Source organism: Leucobacter faecis, from assembly GCF_054456635.2.
This window is the reverse complement of record NZ_JBTJEP020000002.1, coordinates 221,216-235,759: the sequence shown is the minus strand read 5'-3', so window position 1 is coordinate 235,759 and position 14,544 is coordinate 221,216. Positions and strand designations below refer to the sequence as shown.

Sequence of the window (14,544 nt, the reverse complement as noted above, 5' to 3'; positions counted from 1 at the left end):
CGGAATCTGACGGTTCCGGGCCCCTTTTGTGACTTCTACGAAACAATTACTCGTTTCGTTGACAGATGATTCGCAGCACCGATATTGTCTCAATCAGATCACAACACCAGTGTTTGTTAGACATCGGGCGGCCGGAGCAATCGGACGGCCACTCTTCACCGCAGCGTCGCGAAGGAGAGTAGTACATGAGTAGTGTAGGGCTGTTGTATGTCGGGGCCGTGCTGTTTATCAACGGTCTCATGCTCATCGACGTGGTGCCGGCGAAATCTGCCGCCGCGATGAACCTGTTTGTCGGGGGCATGCAGGTCATCTTTCCCACGATCATCATCGCGCAGTCGGGTGGCGACCCCGCGACGATCCTGGGTGCCTCGGGACTGTACCTGTTTGGCTTCACCTACTTGTATGTCGCCTGGAACACGCTCACCGGCGCGAGTGGTGAAGGGCTCGGCTGGTTTTCTCTCTTCGTCGCAGCGTGCGCGGTCGTTTTCGGCATTGTGCAGTACACGATGGCCCAAGACCCGGTGTTCGGCGTGATCTGGTTTGCGTGGGCCGTGCTCTGGTTCATGTTCTTTCTGGTGTTGGGGCTCGGCAAAGCCCATCTGGGTCGCTTCACCGGCTGGTTTACGCTCTGGCTGGGCATCTTTACGGGCGCGATCCCCGCACTGCTCATGCTCACCGGCCAGTATGTGACCGGCACCACAGAAGGCCTCATCGCTCTTCTGATCGCAGCGGTGCTGTTTGTCCTGTCTTGGGTGCTGGGCAAGCCACGGGCCGAAGGCGACGTGGCTGCGAGCGCCACTCCGGTCTCATCTCGGGCCACGTAACAGCAACCGATTTCAACTGTATCCACACAAAGAAAGGGGCCCATTCGTGCCCAACTACCGGTTCAAATGTGCACAGGGTTGCGAGTTCGATGCACTGTATTCGATGCAGGAGGTACCGCGTGAAACGAGCTGCCGCGCCTGTGGTTCGACCGCGAAACGCGCGGTGACCGCACCACACCTATCGGGTGCGGGCACAGCGGCGTTTGGGCTCGTGGATCGCGCCGCCCGCAGCGCTCACGAACCCAGTGTGGTATCGAGCCTGCCGAGCACGGGCGGCAAACAACAGCGCTACACGCACAACCCGCTGCACGCAAAGCTTCCGCGCACCTAGACCTCGCTCGAGGTGCGCGTGTAAATTTCGACGGCACCGAAGCCGTCGAAAATCCGCAGGAACAAGTAGGAAGTACGAAAGGTAGAAGTCGATGCCCGAACACATTTTCAAGCTGGATTCCAATAAGCGATTCGTTGACCAGGAGAAGCTCGGCCACAACAGGTGGCACCCCGAGATTCCGCCCGTCGCAACAGTCAAGCCCGGAGACAGCTTTCGTGTGGACTGCCGTGAGTGGTTCGACGGGGCGATCAAGAACGATGACTCCGCACAAGACATCCTTGACGCTCCGCTACTCACAGTGCACACCCTGAGCGGCCCCTTCAAAGTTGAAGGCGCAAAGCCCGGGGACCTTCTCATCGTTGATATTCTCGACGTTGGGCCCATCCCGCAAGAGGACAACGGGCCGCTCGCGGGTCAGGGGTGGGGGTACACCGGCATCTTCGCGAAGCGCAATGGTGGCAGCTTTCTCACCGACCAGTTTCCCGACGCGTACAAGGCGGTGTGGGACTTTAACGGGCAAACCGCGACATCCAGGCACGTGCCGGGCGTCTCGTTCACCGGCATCATTCACCCGGGCCTCATGGGCACGGCGCCGTCGGCTGAACTACTCGCCAAGTGGAACAAGCGCGAGGGTGACCTGATCGCGACGGACCCGCTGCGGGTACCACCGCTCGCCCTGCCACCCGAGGCGGAGCACGCGATTCTCGGCGGGCTCGACCGCGGTGAGTGGGCCAGGGTGGGCTCGGAGGCGGCGCGTACCGCGCCGCCGCGCGAGAACGGCGGCAACCAAGACATCAAGAACCTGTCGAAGGGCACACGTATCTTCTACCCCGTGTTCGTCGACGGGGCGAACTTCTCGGTGGGTGACCTCCACTTCTCGCAGGGCGATGGTGAGATCACCTTCTGCGGCGGTATCGAGATGGGCGGGTTTATTGACCTGCGCGTTGACATTATTCGCGGCGGGATGGAGACCTATGGCGTCGCTGAGAACGCCATTTTCATGCCGGGCAACGTCGAACCGCAGTACAGCGAGTGGCTCGCGTTCTCGGGTACGTCGGTCACCCTCGAGGGTGAGCAGCGCTACCTCGACTCGCACCTGTCCTATCAGCGGGCGTGCCTGCACGCGATCGACTACCTGACAAAGTTCGGCTACAGCCCCGAGCAAGCGTACCTGCTGCTCGGCGCAGCCCCCATCGAGGGGCGCCTGTCGGGGGTCGTCGACATTCCCAACTCGTGTTCGACGGTTTACTTGCCCACGGCGATGTTTGACATCGACATTAGGCCGTCGGCATCTGGCCCCGCGCAGATCGACCCGGGAATTGGGGCACCGCGCGCGAACGCGTAGCGCCAACCCCAGCGTTTAGCACACGCCTAGAGCAAGGCCCCCGGCTGCCCGCCGGGGGTCTTGCGTATTTTGGCGCTCGGGCTGAATAAGCACGGTGAAAGCGGATACGGTACGAGCGAGGGGAAGCAAAGATCGGTAGTGGGTACTTCAACCACCACAACCGAAGGAGACACCCATGCAACTTTCGCCTCAGTCACACGCTCTCGTCGAAGCGACCGCGGCGGTTGTCGCCGAGCACGCCGACGAGATCACGAGTGTGTTCTACCCGGCGATGTTCGCGGCCAACCCCGAGCTGCTGAACGTGTTCAACCAGGCTAATCAGGCCGTCGGTGAGCAGCCTCGAGCACTCGCAGCATCAGTCGTTGCTTTCGCTGTGCAGCTGATTGATCCGAATGCGCCGGACTTCTCGCCCGTTATGCGGAGGATCGCGCACAAGCACGTTTCGCTCGGTATTCAGGCCCGCTCGTACACGATTGTCGGCCATCACCTGCTGGCCGCAGTGAAGACCGTTCTGGGTGACGCAGTCACGCCCGAGATCGCCGCTGCGTGGGACGAAGTCTACTGGCTGTTTGCGACTGCGCTGATCGCCGAAGAAGCCCGCCTGTACGCGCTGGGCGGCACCGACCCCGAAATTCCGTGGCGTGACTACCGCGTAGCTGAGCGGTTTGAAGAGACCGACGGAATCTTCTCGCTACTGCTGGCCCCGGTCTCGGGCGAAGCACCCGAGCACCACACCGGCCAGTACGTCGCCATTTCCGTCGAGCTACCGGGAGGTCTTAGGCAGCCCCGGCAGTACACGATCTCGTCTGGGCCACGCGGTGACACCCTGCGTGTGACCATCAAGCGTGTGCTGGGGGAGAATGGTGCCCCCGACGGGCAGGTATCGGGCTGGCTGTACGACAACGCTGTGCCCGGCGCCGTGTTGCAACTGTCGCAGCCGGCGGGCGACGTGGTGCTTGACGCGTCTGATGACCCGCTCGTGCTCGTGTCTGCAGGAATCGGCATCACCCCGGTGGCCGCGATCATGGAAGACCTGTCTAGGCGCCAGCCCGGCCGCACCGTGCGTCTGTTCCACGCCGATCAGTCGCACGATACACACGCGCTGTACGCGGGCCTGCGCAGGCAGGTGCTCGCCATGAATGATGCGCGCGCCCAAAACTGGTACGCACAGCATGCAAGCGACGCACCAACGTTGCACCCCGCGAAGACGGGTCGCATGAGCCTTCGCGACGTCGAGCTGCCTGAGGGAGCGCGGGTGTTCATGTGCGGGTCACTGCCGTTCATGCAGGCGGCACGCCGCGACCTCGTAGGCCGCGGCGTGCCGAGCGATCGCATCCACTACGAGGTGTTTGGGCCCGACATGTGGGCCCAGAACCCCGTGTAACACCTGCGCCTGACGTTATACGGTGATGGGGCGGCCCACTCCCACGGGGGTGCTGGCCGCCTCGATCCGGATCACGATCGCTTTCGACACGGGCGTGTTGCTGCCGATAGCGGTGCTGTCGAGCGGCACGAGCACATTGGCTTCTGGGAAGTATGCCGCGGCGCAGCCGCGCGCAGTGGGAAATGCGACCGTGCGAAACCCGCGCAGTACGCGGTCAGGCTCGTCCTTCCACTCACTGAAGATATCAACGGTCTGACCGTCGCGAAGCCCCAGCTCAGCAAGATCGTCGGGGTGCACAAAGATCACGGAGCGGCCACTCTTGATGCCACGGTAGCGGTCATTGAGACTGTAAATGGTGGTGTTGAACTGATCGTGCGAACGCATCGTCTGCAGCAGCAGGCGACCGGGCGGGCAGTCGACGTGCTCGAGCTCGTTGACCGTAATGCGGGCCTTGCCCGTGTCAGTGTCAAAGCGACGTTCGTCGCGGGGCCCATTTGGCAGAATGAAGCCGTCGCGGCGGCGAGTTTTCTCGTTATAGTTCTCACAGCCAGGCACAACCCGAGAGATGTGATCGCGAATCACGTCGTAGTTATCGACCATTGCGAGCCAGTCAATGCCGTACTTGTCGCCCAGGGTGGCGTGCGCCATGCCGCCGATCACCGCGACCTCAGACCGCATCTGGTCGGAGATCGCTTTCACCTGGCCGTGCGAGGCGTGCACCGCGCACACCGAGTCTTCGACGGTCACATACTGGGGACCCGATAGCTGCACGTCGATTTCGGTGCGGCCGAGCACCGGCAGAATCAGTGCCTCGTCGCCGGTGATCACGTGTGAGCGGTTCAGTTTTGTTGAGAACTGGACGCTGAGCTTCGTCTTGCGCATGGCAGACTCGGCGAGGTTCGTGTCAGATATTGCGCCCAGCAGGTTACCGCCCAGGCCCACCCACACCTTGATCTTGCCCTGGTCGAGCGCCCTGATACCGTGCACAGCATCGACGCCGTGGTCACGCGGCGGCTCAAAGTTGAACTCTTTGCCGAGCGCGTCCAGGAACGAGTCGGGCATCTGCTCCCAGACCCCCATGGTGCGATCGCCTTGCACGTTCGAGTGGCCGCGAATGGGGGAGGCGCCAGCGCCCGGCTTGCCCATGTTGCCGCGCAGCAGCAGCAGGTTGATGATCTCCTTGATCGCGTCGACACCCTTGCGGTGCTGGGTGATTCCCATCGCCCAGGCAATGATGACCCGCTCAGAGTTCAGGTAGCGGTCTGCGAGCTCATCGATCTCGGCCGAAGACAGGCCGGTGGCCTGCTCGACCTCGCGTTCGTCGACGTTCTTCATGTGTGCGGCGAACTCTTCGAAGCCGTCGCAGTGACGCTCAATGAAGTCGCGATCAAGCACGGTGCCCGGGTTGCGCTCCTCTGCTTCGAGTACGCGTTTTGAGATCGCCTGCAGCAGTGCCATGTCGCCGCCCAGCCTGATCTTCATGAACTGGTCGGCGATCTCGATCGGTTTGCCGACATAGCCGCGCACCTTCTGCGGGTCCTTATAGCCGATGAGGCCTGCCTCGGGCAGCGGGTTCACGGCGACAATCTTGGCGCCGTTCTCTTTCGCTTCCTGCAGCGCCGTGAGCATGCGCGGGTGATTCGTGCCCGGGTTTTGCCCCATGATGATGATGAGATCTGACTCGAGAAAGTCATTGTAGGCGATCGTCGACTTACCGATGCCCACTGAATACTGCATTGCGGTGCCCGTGGACTCGTGACACATGTTGGAGCAGTCGGGGAGATTATTTGTGCCGAGGGCGCGGGCGAACAGCTGGTACATAAACGCCGCCTCGTTTGAAGCGCGGCCGCTCGTGTAGAACGAAGCCTCGTTGGCATGCTCAAGACCGTTCAAGTGGTCGGCGATGATGCTGAAGGCGCGATCCCAGCTGACAGGCTCGTAGTGGTCTGAGTCCTTCGCCTTGTACACGGGCTCGATGATGCGACCCTGCATGCCCAGCCAGTACTCGGTCTTATCCTCGAGCGATGTGAGCGAGTGCTCCTTCCAGAATGCACGCTCCACTTTGAGTGGCGTCGCCTCCCACGTCACAGCCTTGCCGCCGTTCTCGCAGAACTCTGCGATCTTGCGGTGGTCAGGGTCGGGCCAAGCGCAGCTCATGCAGTCGAAGCCGTCTTTGTGGTTGATCTTGAGCATCAGCTTCGCGGTGCGGGCGAGTCCCATGCCCTTGAGGGCGGGTTCCATCGAGTGGTAGACCCCACCGAGGCCCGCCGCGTAATCTTTCGGGGCAGAGACCTCGAGGTCGGCGTCCGAAAAGTCATTCTTGGGGGCCTTGGGAGTCATGACTTGCCTGCTTTCGTGTGCAGCGTATCGGCGGAGGAGCCCGCCAGGGAAACGGTGGAGTTGGTGACGCGATCCGGCCTTGCATAGATCACCATAGACGGGCCGCGCAAGAAACCGATGAGCGTGAGGCCCGCGTCTTCGGCGAGATCGGCCGCGAGCGACGAGGGAGCAGAAACGGCCGCGAGCATGGGGATCCCCGCCATGATCGCTTTCTGCGTGAGTTCGAAACTCGCGCGCCCCGACACCATGAGTACGCAGGAGCGCGCCGGAAGCAGATCGCGCATAAACGCCCAGCCGACGACCTTGTCGACGGCGTTGTGCCGCCCGACATCTTCGCGAATCACGAGCAGCTCGCCCGTCACTCCGTCGAACAGCGCCGCGGCGTGCAGTCCGCCCGTGCGATCAAACACGGCCTGCTGCGCGCGCAGCGCATCGGGAAACGTGGCGAGCCTCGCGGCATCGATCTTGAGCGGGTCGCTTGCGACCTCGAACCGCGAGTTCGTGTGCACATCGTCGATGGACGATTTGCCGCACAGCCCGCACGCGCTCGTCGTCGTGAAGTTGCGTGCGAGACTCGGGTCGGGCGGCGTGATGCCCGGGGCGAGCTGCACGTCGAGCACGTTATAGGTGTTGCCGTCGTCTGCTGTGGCGCCCGCGCAATAGCGGGCGGTCGACATGTCTGCAGACACCGCAATCACACCCTCTGACACGAGAAACCCTGCGGCGAGTTCGACATCGTAACCCGGGGTGCGCATGGTGACGACGAAGGAGGAACCGCCGAGACGAATCTCGAGCGGCTCCTCTACCGCCAGAAAATCAGCGCGGTGAGAGACCTCCGCCCCTACTGTGAGGCGGGTGACTCTGCGGCGGGCTGCTATTCGTGACACGTTACTTGCTTAGCACCGATGAGGCGCCGGATCAAGCCGTGCTAGTTGCCCAGTACCTTTTGGAACGCCTGGGCGTACCGGTTGTCTTCCTCGGACGTGAGTGAGCGCATGTCATAGACCTTGCTCGACATGCTCTCATCGGGAAAGATCAGCGTGTTTTCGGCGAGTGCTGGATTGAGTTCTTGCATTGCCTCGCGTGCGCCCTTTACTGGCGTAACGTACTGCACGTACTCGGCGACCTGGGCCGCGACCTCGGGCTCGTAGTAGTAATCGATGAGCTTGTGCACCTGGTCGGTCGAATCGGTCGCGACGGGCATGCAGAAGGAATCGATGAAGAGCGCCGCACCGGCATCTGGGACCACGAACTTCCAGACTTCTTCGCCCTCTTCTTCATTGAGCATGGCGATGTCGCCCGACCAGCACATGCCGGCGAGTACGTCGCCCTTCTGCAGGTCTTGTGTATAGGAGTTGCCTTTGACGTTAAAGACCTGGCCCGCGCGCAGCTGCTTCTCGACGACGTCGAGAGCAGCAAAGAACTGATCGTCGCCCCAGTCCCCGGTAATGTCGACGCCCTGTTCGAGCATCACGAGGGCGAGCGTGTCGTCTTGCTCGCTGAGCAGGTTCACCTTGCCCTTGAGGTCGGGGCGCCAGAGGTCTGAGACGCTCTCAACGCCCTGCGGGTACAGCTGCGTGTTGTAACACAGGCCGGTCATGCCGGCCTGGTACGGAATGGACCACTCACGATCCGGATCGAACGTGGCGTGCTGCACCATATCGATCATCTGGCCGTTCACATTGGGCAAGAGCGCACGGTCGAACTCACGTAGTTGGTCTTGTTCGAAGAGTCGCACGAGCGAGGAGTCTGTGAGACAGAATACGTCGTAGCCGGTGTCTTGCTCGAGTTTGAGCTGATCCTTAATCTTGGCGATGAAGGTCTTGTTGTCGTCGATGTCTTCGTAGTACTCGGCGGTGATGTTGGTGAGTTCCATGAACTCATTCAGGCTCGGGTTCTCACCCGTGTCTTCGTCGTAGTCGAGATAATACGTCCAGTTGGCCCAGCGGACTTTGCCGCCTGAGCCGTCGCCTGGGCCAGACGGGCCAGCGCAGGCGCTCAGGGCGCCTGCGCCTACGAGGGCGGCTCCCAGCGCGCCGCCGCGCAGTAGCTGACGTCGGCCGAGCTGTGCCTGGCGCATGCGGCTGACGATTTCGAGGACGATGGGGTCTTGCGAACGGGGCGACATGTTTCCTCCCTTGGAAACCACGAACTTCACTGTTGTCAATCATCATGACACATTCGCTGATCGAAGGGGGAGTAAATCGCACCGCGACGAGTGTCGCAGGGGTTGCTACGCGCCCACCACGCGGTCGCGCAGCTGGTGCACGAGGCCGGGGTCGGCAACAAACATGAACGGCTCACCCGGGGCCGTGCCATCTGGGGCGCCCAAGATTTGCAGACCAGCCTCGGTGGCAATGAGGGCGCCTGCGGCATAGTCCCACGGTTGCAAGCCGAGCTCGTAGTAGGCGTCGATTCGGCCGCAAGCGACCATGCACAGGTCGCCCGCAGCAGATCCCATGCGGCGAATATCGCGCACGGTGGGAATGAGGCGCGCAGCCATCTCAGCCTGGGTCTCGCGGCGCTCTACCGTGTATCCAAAGCCCGTCGCCACGAGCGAGGTGGCTAGGTCGGTGTTACCGGTGGGGGTGATGGGTGCGCCGTTCAAGCGTGCCCCACCGCCAGTGTAAGCCTCGAACATTTCGTCGCTGTTGGGGTTATATACGGCGCCAGCGATGGAGCGGCGTCCGTCGGCGTACGCGGTATCGTCGGGCACGGTCGCGGCGATGCTCACGGTGTAGTAGGGAATGTTGTACAGGTAGTTGACGGTGCCATCAATGGGATCGATGACCCAGGTGATGCCACTCGTGCCAGGGACCCCGGTACCCTCCTCGCCGAGTACGCCATCGTCGGGGCGGGCTGCGCGCAGCGCCTCGGTGATGAGTTGTTCAGCTTCTCGGTCTGCCTCGGTGGCAATATCGACCGCACTTGACTTGGCCGCCGCAACGCTCACACCGCGGTGGCGCAGTGCAACAATGCGGGCGCCCGCGACTCGTGCAACGTCTGAAGCGATTTGGGCAAGGGTAGCGGGGGAGTGTTGAGCCGAGGTCATGCATCGAGCCTAGCTCGCGAGTGTGTGAAAAGGTGCTCGCAGGTGCTAAGATAACAAGGTTGCCGTTTAACGGCCGCGGATTAAGAGAGCCCCAGCATTCAGCTGACGGCGCCGCGCAGCAATTGAAAGGGGTCCCTATGGCACTGGAATCAGCAGTCAAGAAGGCCATCATGGAAGAGTTCGCGACCAAGCCCGGTGACACCGGTTCCCCCGAGGTTCAGGTGGCAATGCTCACGCGTCGCATCAAGGACCTGACCGAGCACCTCAAGGATCACAAGCACGATCACCACTCGCGCCGTGGCCTGCTGCTGCTCGTGGGTCAGCGTCGCCGCCTGCTGTCGTACCTGCAGCGTCTCGACATTGCACGTTACCGTTCGCTCATCGAGCGCCTCGGCCTGCGTCGCTAAGTTTTTCGATCCTTCACGGATTGCTCAAGCGCCCGTCACCTTTCGGTGGCGGGCGCTTTTTGCTGCTGGATCCTGCGATTCGCAAGCTCACGCAGGATGACACGTGAGGCCACGGCAAGATGGCGGTGGAGGTGTGCGCGACGTTCCCCTGGTCATGCTGCGCGACGTTCCTCTGGTCATGCTGCGCGACGTTCCTCTGGTCATGCTGCGCGACGTTCCCCTGGTCATGCTGCGCGACGTTCCCCTGGTCATGCTGCGCGACGAAGGAGTCGCAGTATCCAAGCGCAGCCTGCCGGTAAACGAGTGATGGCCCCCTCGCAACTGCGAGGGGGCCATCACGATTCAGATCAGATTAGATCTTCGACGAAGCGTCCTTCAGAACGCTACGCAGGATGCCACCGATCTCAGCGAACTCCGACGGACCAATGGTCAGCGGGGGAGCAAGCTGGATGACGGGGTCTCCACGGTCGTCGGCGCGGCAGTACAGGCCGGCGTCCCACAGAGCGGGCGACAGGTAATCGCGCAGGAGTCGGTCTGACTCCTCCTCGTTGAACGTCTCCTTGGTCGCCTTGTCCTTGACAAGCTCGATGCCGAAGAAGTAGCCCTCGCCGCGCACGTCACCGACAACGTCGATGTCGAGCAGCTTCTCGAGCTCGGCGCGGAACAGCGGGCTGTTCTCGCGCACGCGGCCGTTGAGGTCCTCTTCCTCGAAAATGTCGAGGTTCGCGAGGGCCGCAGCAGCTGCCGCCGGGTGACCAGCGAAGGTGAAGCCGTGGTAGAAGGTGTTCTCGACCGAGTTGAAGGGCTCCGACACCTTGTCCGAGACGATCATGGCGCCGAGGGGCACGTAGCCCGAGGTGATGCCCTTCGCCGAGGTGATGATGTCGGGCTCGTAGCCGAGCGCCTTCGAAGCGAAGAAATCGCCCACGCGGCCGTATGCACAGATGACCTCGTCAGATACGAGCAGAACGTCGTACTTGTCGCAGATCTCGCGCACACGCTTGAAGTAACCGGGGGGAGGCGGGAAGCAGCCACCCGAGTTCTGTACGGGCTCGAGGAAGACAGCCGCAACGGTGTCTTCGCCCTCAAAGAGGATCGCCTCTTCGATGCGGTTAGCGGCCCACTGGCCGAACGCCTCGATGTCGTTTGAGGGTGCGCCCATCTCTTCTGCACGGTAGAAGTTCGTGTTGGGCACGCGGTGACCACCGGGGGTCAGCGGCTCGTAGAACTTCTTCATGTCAGGGATACCGGTGATCGCCAGAGCGCCCTGAGGGGTGCCGTGGTACGCGACCGAACGCGAGATCACCTTGTGCTTCATGGGCTTGCCCTGGATCTTCCAGTAGTGCTTGGCAAGCTTGAACGCCGACTCAACAGCCTCGCCACCACCAGTGGTGAAGAAGACCTTGTTCATCTGGCCGGGAGCGTAGGTCGAGAGGCGCTCCGACAGCTCAATTGCTGCGGGGTGCGCGTACGACCAGATCGGCATGAAGTCGAGCTGCTTCATCTGCTTGGCAGCTGCCTCGACGATGCGATCGCGGCCGTGGCCAGCGTTCACAACGAACAGGCCTGCGAGTCCGTCGATGTACTGCTTGCCAGCAGCGTCGTAGATGTGGTGGCCCTCGGCGCGCGTGATGACGGGGATGCCGTCGTTGAGCACCTTGCGGTTGGTGAAGTGCGGCCACATGTGCTTCTTGGCCGAAGCCTGAAGCGCGGGAGTGTCGACCGCGGCAGTCGGATCAAATGACATGGTTATCGTGTTCCCCAGTCGTATTTCTGTTTGGTGAGTTGGAGGTAAAGGAAGCTCTCTGTTGAAGAGACCCCTTCGATTCCGCGAATCTTCTCGTTGAGAAGCTCGATGAGTCCCTGGTCGTCTTCACACACAACCTCGGCGATGATGTCAAAGGACCCCGCGCTGAGCACGACATAACTGATCTCTGGCATCTCGGCGAGACGGTCTGCGACGATTCGGGTATCCCCTGAAACGCGAATGCCCAGCATGGCTTGTCTACTGAAGCCGAGCCGCATGGGATCGGTGACAGCGACAATCTGCATAACTCCGGCATCCGTGAGCTTTTGGACCCGTTGACGGACGGCGGCCTCGCTGAGGCCGACCGCCTTACCGATCTCTGCGTACGATCGACGCCCATCGCGCTGTAGCTGCTCGATGATGGCCTTCGATGTGTCATCGAGGGCTGCCGATGTGCGTTTGGTGCTCACGCTACTGATTCTTGCAGTGAAACACTAAAAAAGCAAAGGAATCCGAAGATTCACTATCTCTTTTAAGTAGATTTCATCGTTCCTGCCCTCCGGATCGGGTGGATCGTGCCGTATGTAACTGTTTCGTGAAGAATCATCGCCGCTCCGAGAATTGTTTTGCATCATGTCACGCGATGTGACATATTCAATTCACGAATCGGCAACGCTGCCGATCGCGCGAAATGCGGATTTCGCCTGTGAGAACCAAGGGAGATATCTCATGAACCGTCCGCTTCCCGAAGACCCGATTGTACGCAATATTGTGCAGATGATTCGCGGCGCTCAGATGAACCGACGGCAGCTGCTGCGCGGTGTGGCTGCTGCAGGCGCCGGTGTCGGCGCGCTGGGCCTCGCCTCGTGCGCCGGAGGCGGTGGCGCTGGCGGAGATGGCATCATCTGGGGTAACTGGACCTACTACCTCGACTACGACTCCGATACCGACACTAACCCCTCGCTTGTCGCTTTCACCGACGAGTCGGGGATCCCGGTTCAGTACATCGAAGACATTGATGACAACAACACGTTCTACGGCAAGATCAAAGATCAGTTGAAGCTTGGCCAGTTCACCGGGTATGACGTGATCACGTTCACCGACTGGATGAACGCGCGCATCATCGAGGCCAACCAGGTGCAGGAGTTTGACTACGCAAACCTGCCCAACGTGAAGAAGAACCTCGTCGATAGCCAGTGGGATGCGCTCGACGTTGACCCCGGCCGCAAGTTCTCGGTGCCGTGGCAGCTGCCTGCATCGGGCTGGGTGTGGAACACGAAGGAGGTGCCGAAGGGAATCAAGACCCTCGACGACTTCTTGCGCCCCGAGCTCAAAGGCAAGGTGGGTGTCCTCTCTGAGATGCGCGACACGATGGGCATGATTCTTGCGGGCCTCGGGTATGACCCCGCCGGTGAGTGGGGCGACAAGGAATTTGACGAGGCGCTCGCATGGCTCGACGACGGCATCAAGAGCGGTCAAATCAAAAACATTAAGGGCAACTCGTACACGCAAGACCTGCAGCGCGGTGACACGCTCGCAGCGATGGCCTGGACGGGTGACGTCATTATGCTCAACGCCGAGAACGACAACCAGTGGACCATGGAGGTGCCCGAGTCGGGCGGCATGATCGCGGCAGACTCGTTCACCGTGCCCAACGGTACGTCGAAGGAAAACAAGGCCAAGGTCGAAGAGATGATCGACTACTACTACGACCCTGTCGTGATGGCGCAGGTCGCTGACTACGCGACGTTTGTGCCTCCGGTGAAGGGCACGCAAGAGGCGATGCGCGAGCTGAACCCCGAGAATGCCGATAACCCGCTCATCTTCCCGAGCGACAAAGACTGGGAGCACCTGCTCACCTTCCGCACACTGTCACCCGAGGACGACAAGAAGTACTCGACCGAATTTCAGAACGTACTGGGGCTCTAAGCATGGCAAACCTCAACTCCTTCGCCGAGGCGGGAGCCGACCTCGAACTCGTCGGCATTCAAAAACGCTTCCCTGGCTTTACAGCCATCGAGCACGTCGATCTCACGATCCCAGCCGGATCTTTTTTCGCGCTGCTGGGTCCCTCAGGCTGCGGCAAAACTACGACCCTGCGGCTTGTCGCCGGGCTTGAGGATCCCACCGAGGGCCGGATCCTGCTCGGCGGCAAGGACGTTACTGAGCTGAAGCCGCACAAGCGGCCCGTCAACACGGTGTTTCAGTCGTACGCGCTGTTTCCGCACATGACGATTCTTGAGAACGTCGCGTTTGGGCTGCGGCGCCGCAAGATCGGATCACCCGTTGCAAAGGCGCACGAGGCACTCAAGCTCGTAGAGCTCGATCACGTCGCCGACCGTAAACCCGCACAGTTGTCGGGCGGGCAGCAGCAGCGCGTTGCCCTGGCACGCGCCGTTGTCAACAGGCCAGCGCTGCTGCTGCTTGATGAGCCGCTGGGCGCGCTCGATCTGAAGCTGCGCCGTCAGATGCAGCACGAGTTGAAGCAAATTCAGCAGGAGGTTGGGCTCACGTTCCTCCACGTCACCCACGACCAAGAAGAAGCCATGACTATGGCCGACACGGTCGCGGTGATGAATAAGGGACGCATCGAGCAGATGGGGGCGCCCGAAGAGTTGTACGAGCTACCCAAGACGGTGTTCGTCGCAAACTTCCTGGGGCAGTCCAACCTGTTCTCGGTAACGGTCGCGGGTGGCACAGATGCGGTGCTACACACCGACTTGAACGGCAACCGCATTTCGCTGCTGCGCTCGCGCAGTGAGCGCGATACGGGTGAGATTACCGTGGGTGTGCGGCCCGAGAAGCTGCGGCTGCACCGCGAAGCCCCGGTAGCAGAGGCGGGCGTCAACATAGTTGGCCCCGGCCGCATTACCGACGTGTCGTTCATTGGTGTGAGCACGCAGTACTCGGTAGAAGTGCCCGGTGCTGGCGACGTGCAAGTGTTCGCTCAAAATGTTGAGGCAGGCCCGGCCGCGCGCGAGGGCGACGAAGTCTGGCTGAGCTGGCTGGCCGAGCACACATTTGGACTTGCAGACGACCGCCTCGAGACGGGTGCGCTCACCGCAGACTTCTCGACGCGGGCGATCGCGACCCAAGCCGCGCTCGCCGAGTAAA

Annotated in this window: 14 protein-coding genes; 8 read left to right on the top strand and 6 right to left on the bottom strand. The window is 61.6% G+C overall.

Going from position 1 to position 14,544, the window contains the following annotated elements; all coding sequences use genetic code 11:
• Window positions 1-185: 185 nt before the first annotated feature.
• The 4 genes from ACXR2T_RS02805 to ACXR2T_RS02790 all read left to right on the top strand — a co-directional run bounded on the left by ACXR2T_RS02805 (window position 186) and on the right by ACXR2T_RS02790 (window position 3,884).
• Entirely contained in the window at window positions 186-824 is a 639-nt protein-coding gene (locus ACXR2T_RS02805; protein WP_458814153.1) for an AmiS/UreI family transporter, read from the top strand.
• 163 nt (window positions 825-987) lie between these two features.
• Window positions 988-1,155, top strand: coding sequence for a hypothetical protein (locus tag ACXR2T_RS02800; RefSeq protein WP_458814155.1), 168 nt, complete (start codon window positions 988-990; stop codon window positions 1,153-1,155).
• Between the two features lie 91 nt (window positions 1,156-1,246).
• Window positions 1,247-2,500 (top strand): formamidase, encoded by a 1,254-nt coding sequence (gene fmdA / locus ACXR2T_RS02795; protein ID WP_458814157.1) that lies wholly within the window; start codon window positions 1,247-1,249, stop codon window positions 2,498-2,500.
• 175 nt (window positions 2,501-2,675) lie between these two features.
• Window positions 2,676-3,884: a globin domain-containing protein gene (locus tag ACXR2T_RS02790; RefSeq protein WP_458838191.1), complete on the top strand. Its 1,209-nt coding sequence runs from the start codon at window positions 2,676-2,678 to the stop codon at window positions 3,882-3,884.
• A 15-nt stretch (window positions 3,885-3,899) separates the two neighbouring features.
• Here ACXR2T_RS02790 and ACXR2T_RS02785 read toward each other — a convergent pair whose 3' ends face one another.
• The 4 genes from ACXR2T_RS02785 to ACXR2T_RS02770 all read right to left on the bottom strand — a co-directional run bounded on the left by ACXR2T_RS02785 (window position 3,900) and on the right by ACXR2T_RS02770 (window position 9,276).
• Window positions 3,900-6,224 (bottom strand): FdhF/YdeP family oxidoreductase, encoded by a 2,325-nt coding sequence (locus ACXR2T_RS02785; protein ID WP_458814161.1) that lies wholly within the window; start codon window positions 6,222-6,224, stop codon window positions 3,900-3,902.
• Complete coding sequence (fdhD, locus tag ACXR2T_RS02780) at window positions 6,221-7,111, bottom strand: formate dehydrogenase accessory sulfurtransferase FdhD (protein ID WP_458838192.1); 891 nt, start codon at window positions 7,109-7,111, stop codon at window positions 6,221-6,223. Before fdhD ends, ACXR2T_RS02785 begins: the two co-directional genes overlap by 4 nt.
• Before the next feature lie 41 nt (window positions 7,112-7,152).
• On the bottom strand, window positions 7,153-8,352 hold the full coding sequence (locus ACXR2T_RS02775; RefSeq protein ID WP_458838193.1) for an ABC transporter substrate-binding protein: 1,200 nt from the start codon (window positions 8,350-8,352) through the stop codon (window positions 7,153-7,155).
• Window positions 8,353-8,457: 105 nt separating this feature from the next.
• On the bottom strand, window positions 8,458-9,276 hold the full coding sequence (locus ACXR2T_RS02770) for an inositol monophosphatase family protein (RefSeq protein WP_458838194.1): 819 nt from the start codon (window positions 9,274-9,276) through the stop codon (window positions 8,458-8,460).
• A 137-nt stretch (window positions 9,277-9,413) separates the two neighbouring features.
• Between ACXR2T_RS02770 and rpsO the strand changes: the two genes are divergently transcribed.
• Window positions 9,414-9,683, top strand: a complete 270-nt coding sequence (gene rpsO / locus ACXR2T_RS02765) for a 30S ribosomal protein S15 (RefSeq protein WP_458814169.1) — start codon at window positions 9,414-9,416, stop codon at window positions 9,681-9,683.
• Between the two features lie 133 nt (window positions 9,684-9,816).
• On the top strand, window positions 9,817-9,990 hold the full coding sequence (locus tag ACXR2T_RS02760; RefSeq protein ID WP_458838195.1) for a hypothetical protein: 174 nt from the start codon (window positions 9,817-9,819) through the stop codon (window positions 9,988-9,990).
• Window positions 9,991-10,035: 45 nt separating this feature from the next.
• Here the strand turns inward: ACXR2T_RS02760 and ACXR2T_RS02755 are convergent, their stop codons facing one another.
• Window positions 10,036-11,430 carry an aspartate aminotransferase family protein gene (locus ACXR2T_RS02755; protein ID WP_458838196.1) on the bottom strand — a complete coding sequence of 465 codons (1,395 nt, stop codon included), beginning with the start codon at window positions 11,428-11,430 and terminating at the stop codon, window positions 10,036-10,038.
• A 2-nt stretch (window positions 11,431-11,432) separates the two neighbouring features.
• Window positions 11,433-11,900 carry an Lrp/AsnC family transcriptional regulator gene (locus ACXR2T_RS02750; protein WP_458814175.1) on the bottom strand — a complete coding sequence of 156 codons (468 nt, stop codon included), beginning with the start codon at window positions 11,898-11,900 and terminating at the stop codon, window positions 11,433-11,435.
• A 259-nt stretch (window positions 11,901-12,159) separates the two neighbouring features.
• Here ACXR2T_RS02750 and ACXR2T_RS02745 point away from each other — a divergent pair, with 259 nt between their 5' ends.
• Window positions 12,160-13,359 (top strand): ABC transporter substrate-binding protein, encoded by a 1,200-nt coding sequence (locus ACXR2T_RS02745; protein WP_458838197.1) that lies wholly within the window; start codon window positions 12,160-12,162, stop codon window positions 13,357-13,359.
• Between the two features lie 2 nt (window positions 13,360-13,361).
• Entirely contained in the window at window positions 13,362-14,543 is a 1,182-nt protein-coding gene (locus ACXR2T_RS02740) for an ABC transporter ATP-binding protein (protein WP_458814179.1), read from the top strand.
• The last annotated feature ends 1 nt before the right edge of the window (window position 14,544 follow it).

What these genes read in the sequence shown, in the direction of transcription:
- ACXR2T_RS02785 (WP_458814161.1), bottom strand. Translation starts at nt 6,224, where the DNA reads ATGACTCCCAAGGCCCCCAAGAATGACTTTTCGGACGCCGACCTCGAG.
- ACXR2T_RS02770 (WP_458838194.1), bottom strand. Translation starts at nt 9,276, where the DNA reads ATGACCTCGGCTCAACACTCCCCCGCTACCCTTGCCCAAATCGCTTCA.
- ACXR2T_RS02745 (WP_458838197.1), top strand. Translation starts at nt 12,160, where the DNA reads ATGAACCGTCCGCTTCCCGAAGACCCGATTGTACGCAATATTGTGCAG.
- ACXR2T_RS02805 (WP_458814153.1), top strand. Translation starts at nt 186, where the DNA reads ATGAGTAGTGTAGGGCTGTTGTATGTCGGGGCCGTGCTGTTTATCAAC.
- fmdA (WP_458814157.1), top strand. Translation starts at nt 1,247, where the DNA reads ATGCCCGAACACATTTTCAAGCTGGATTCCAATAAGCGATTCGTTGAC.
- ACXR2T_RS02790 (WP_458838191.1), top strand. Translation starts at nt 2,676, where the DNA reads ATGCAACTTTCGCCTCAGTCACACGCTCTCGTCGAAGCGACCGCGGCG.
- ACXR2T_RS02775 (WP_458838193.1), bottom strand. Translation starts at nt 8,352, where the DNA reads ATGTCGCCCCGTTCGCAAGACCCCATCGTCCTCGAAATCGTCAGCCGC.
- ACXR2T_RS02755 (WP_458838196.1), bottom strand. Translation starts at nt 11,430, where the DNA reads ATGTCATTTGATCCGACTGCCGCGGTCGACACTCCCGCGCTTCAGGCT.
- rpsO (WP_458814169.1), top strand. Translation starts at nt 9,414, where the DNA reads ATGGCACTGGAATCAGCAGTCAAGAAGGCCATCATGGAAGAGTTCGCG.
- ACXR2T_RS02740 (WP_458814179.1), top strand. Translation starts at nt 13,362, where the DNA reads ATGGCAAACCTCAACTCCTTCGCCGAGGCGGGAGCCGACCTCGAACTC.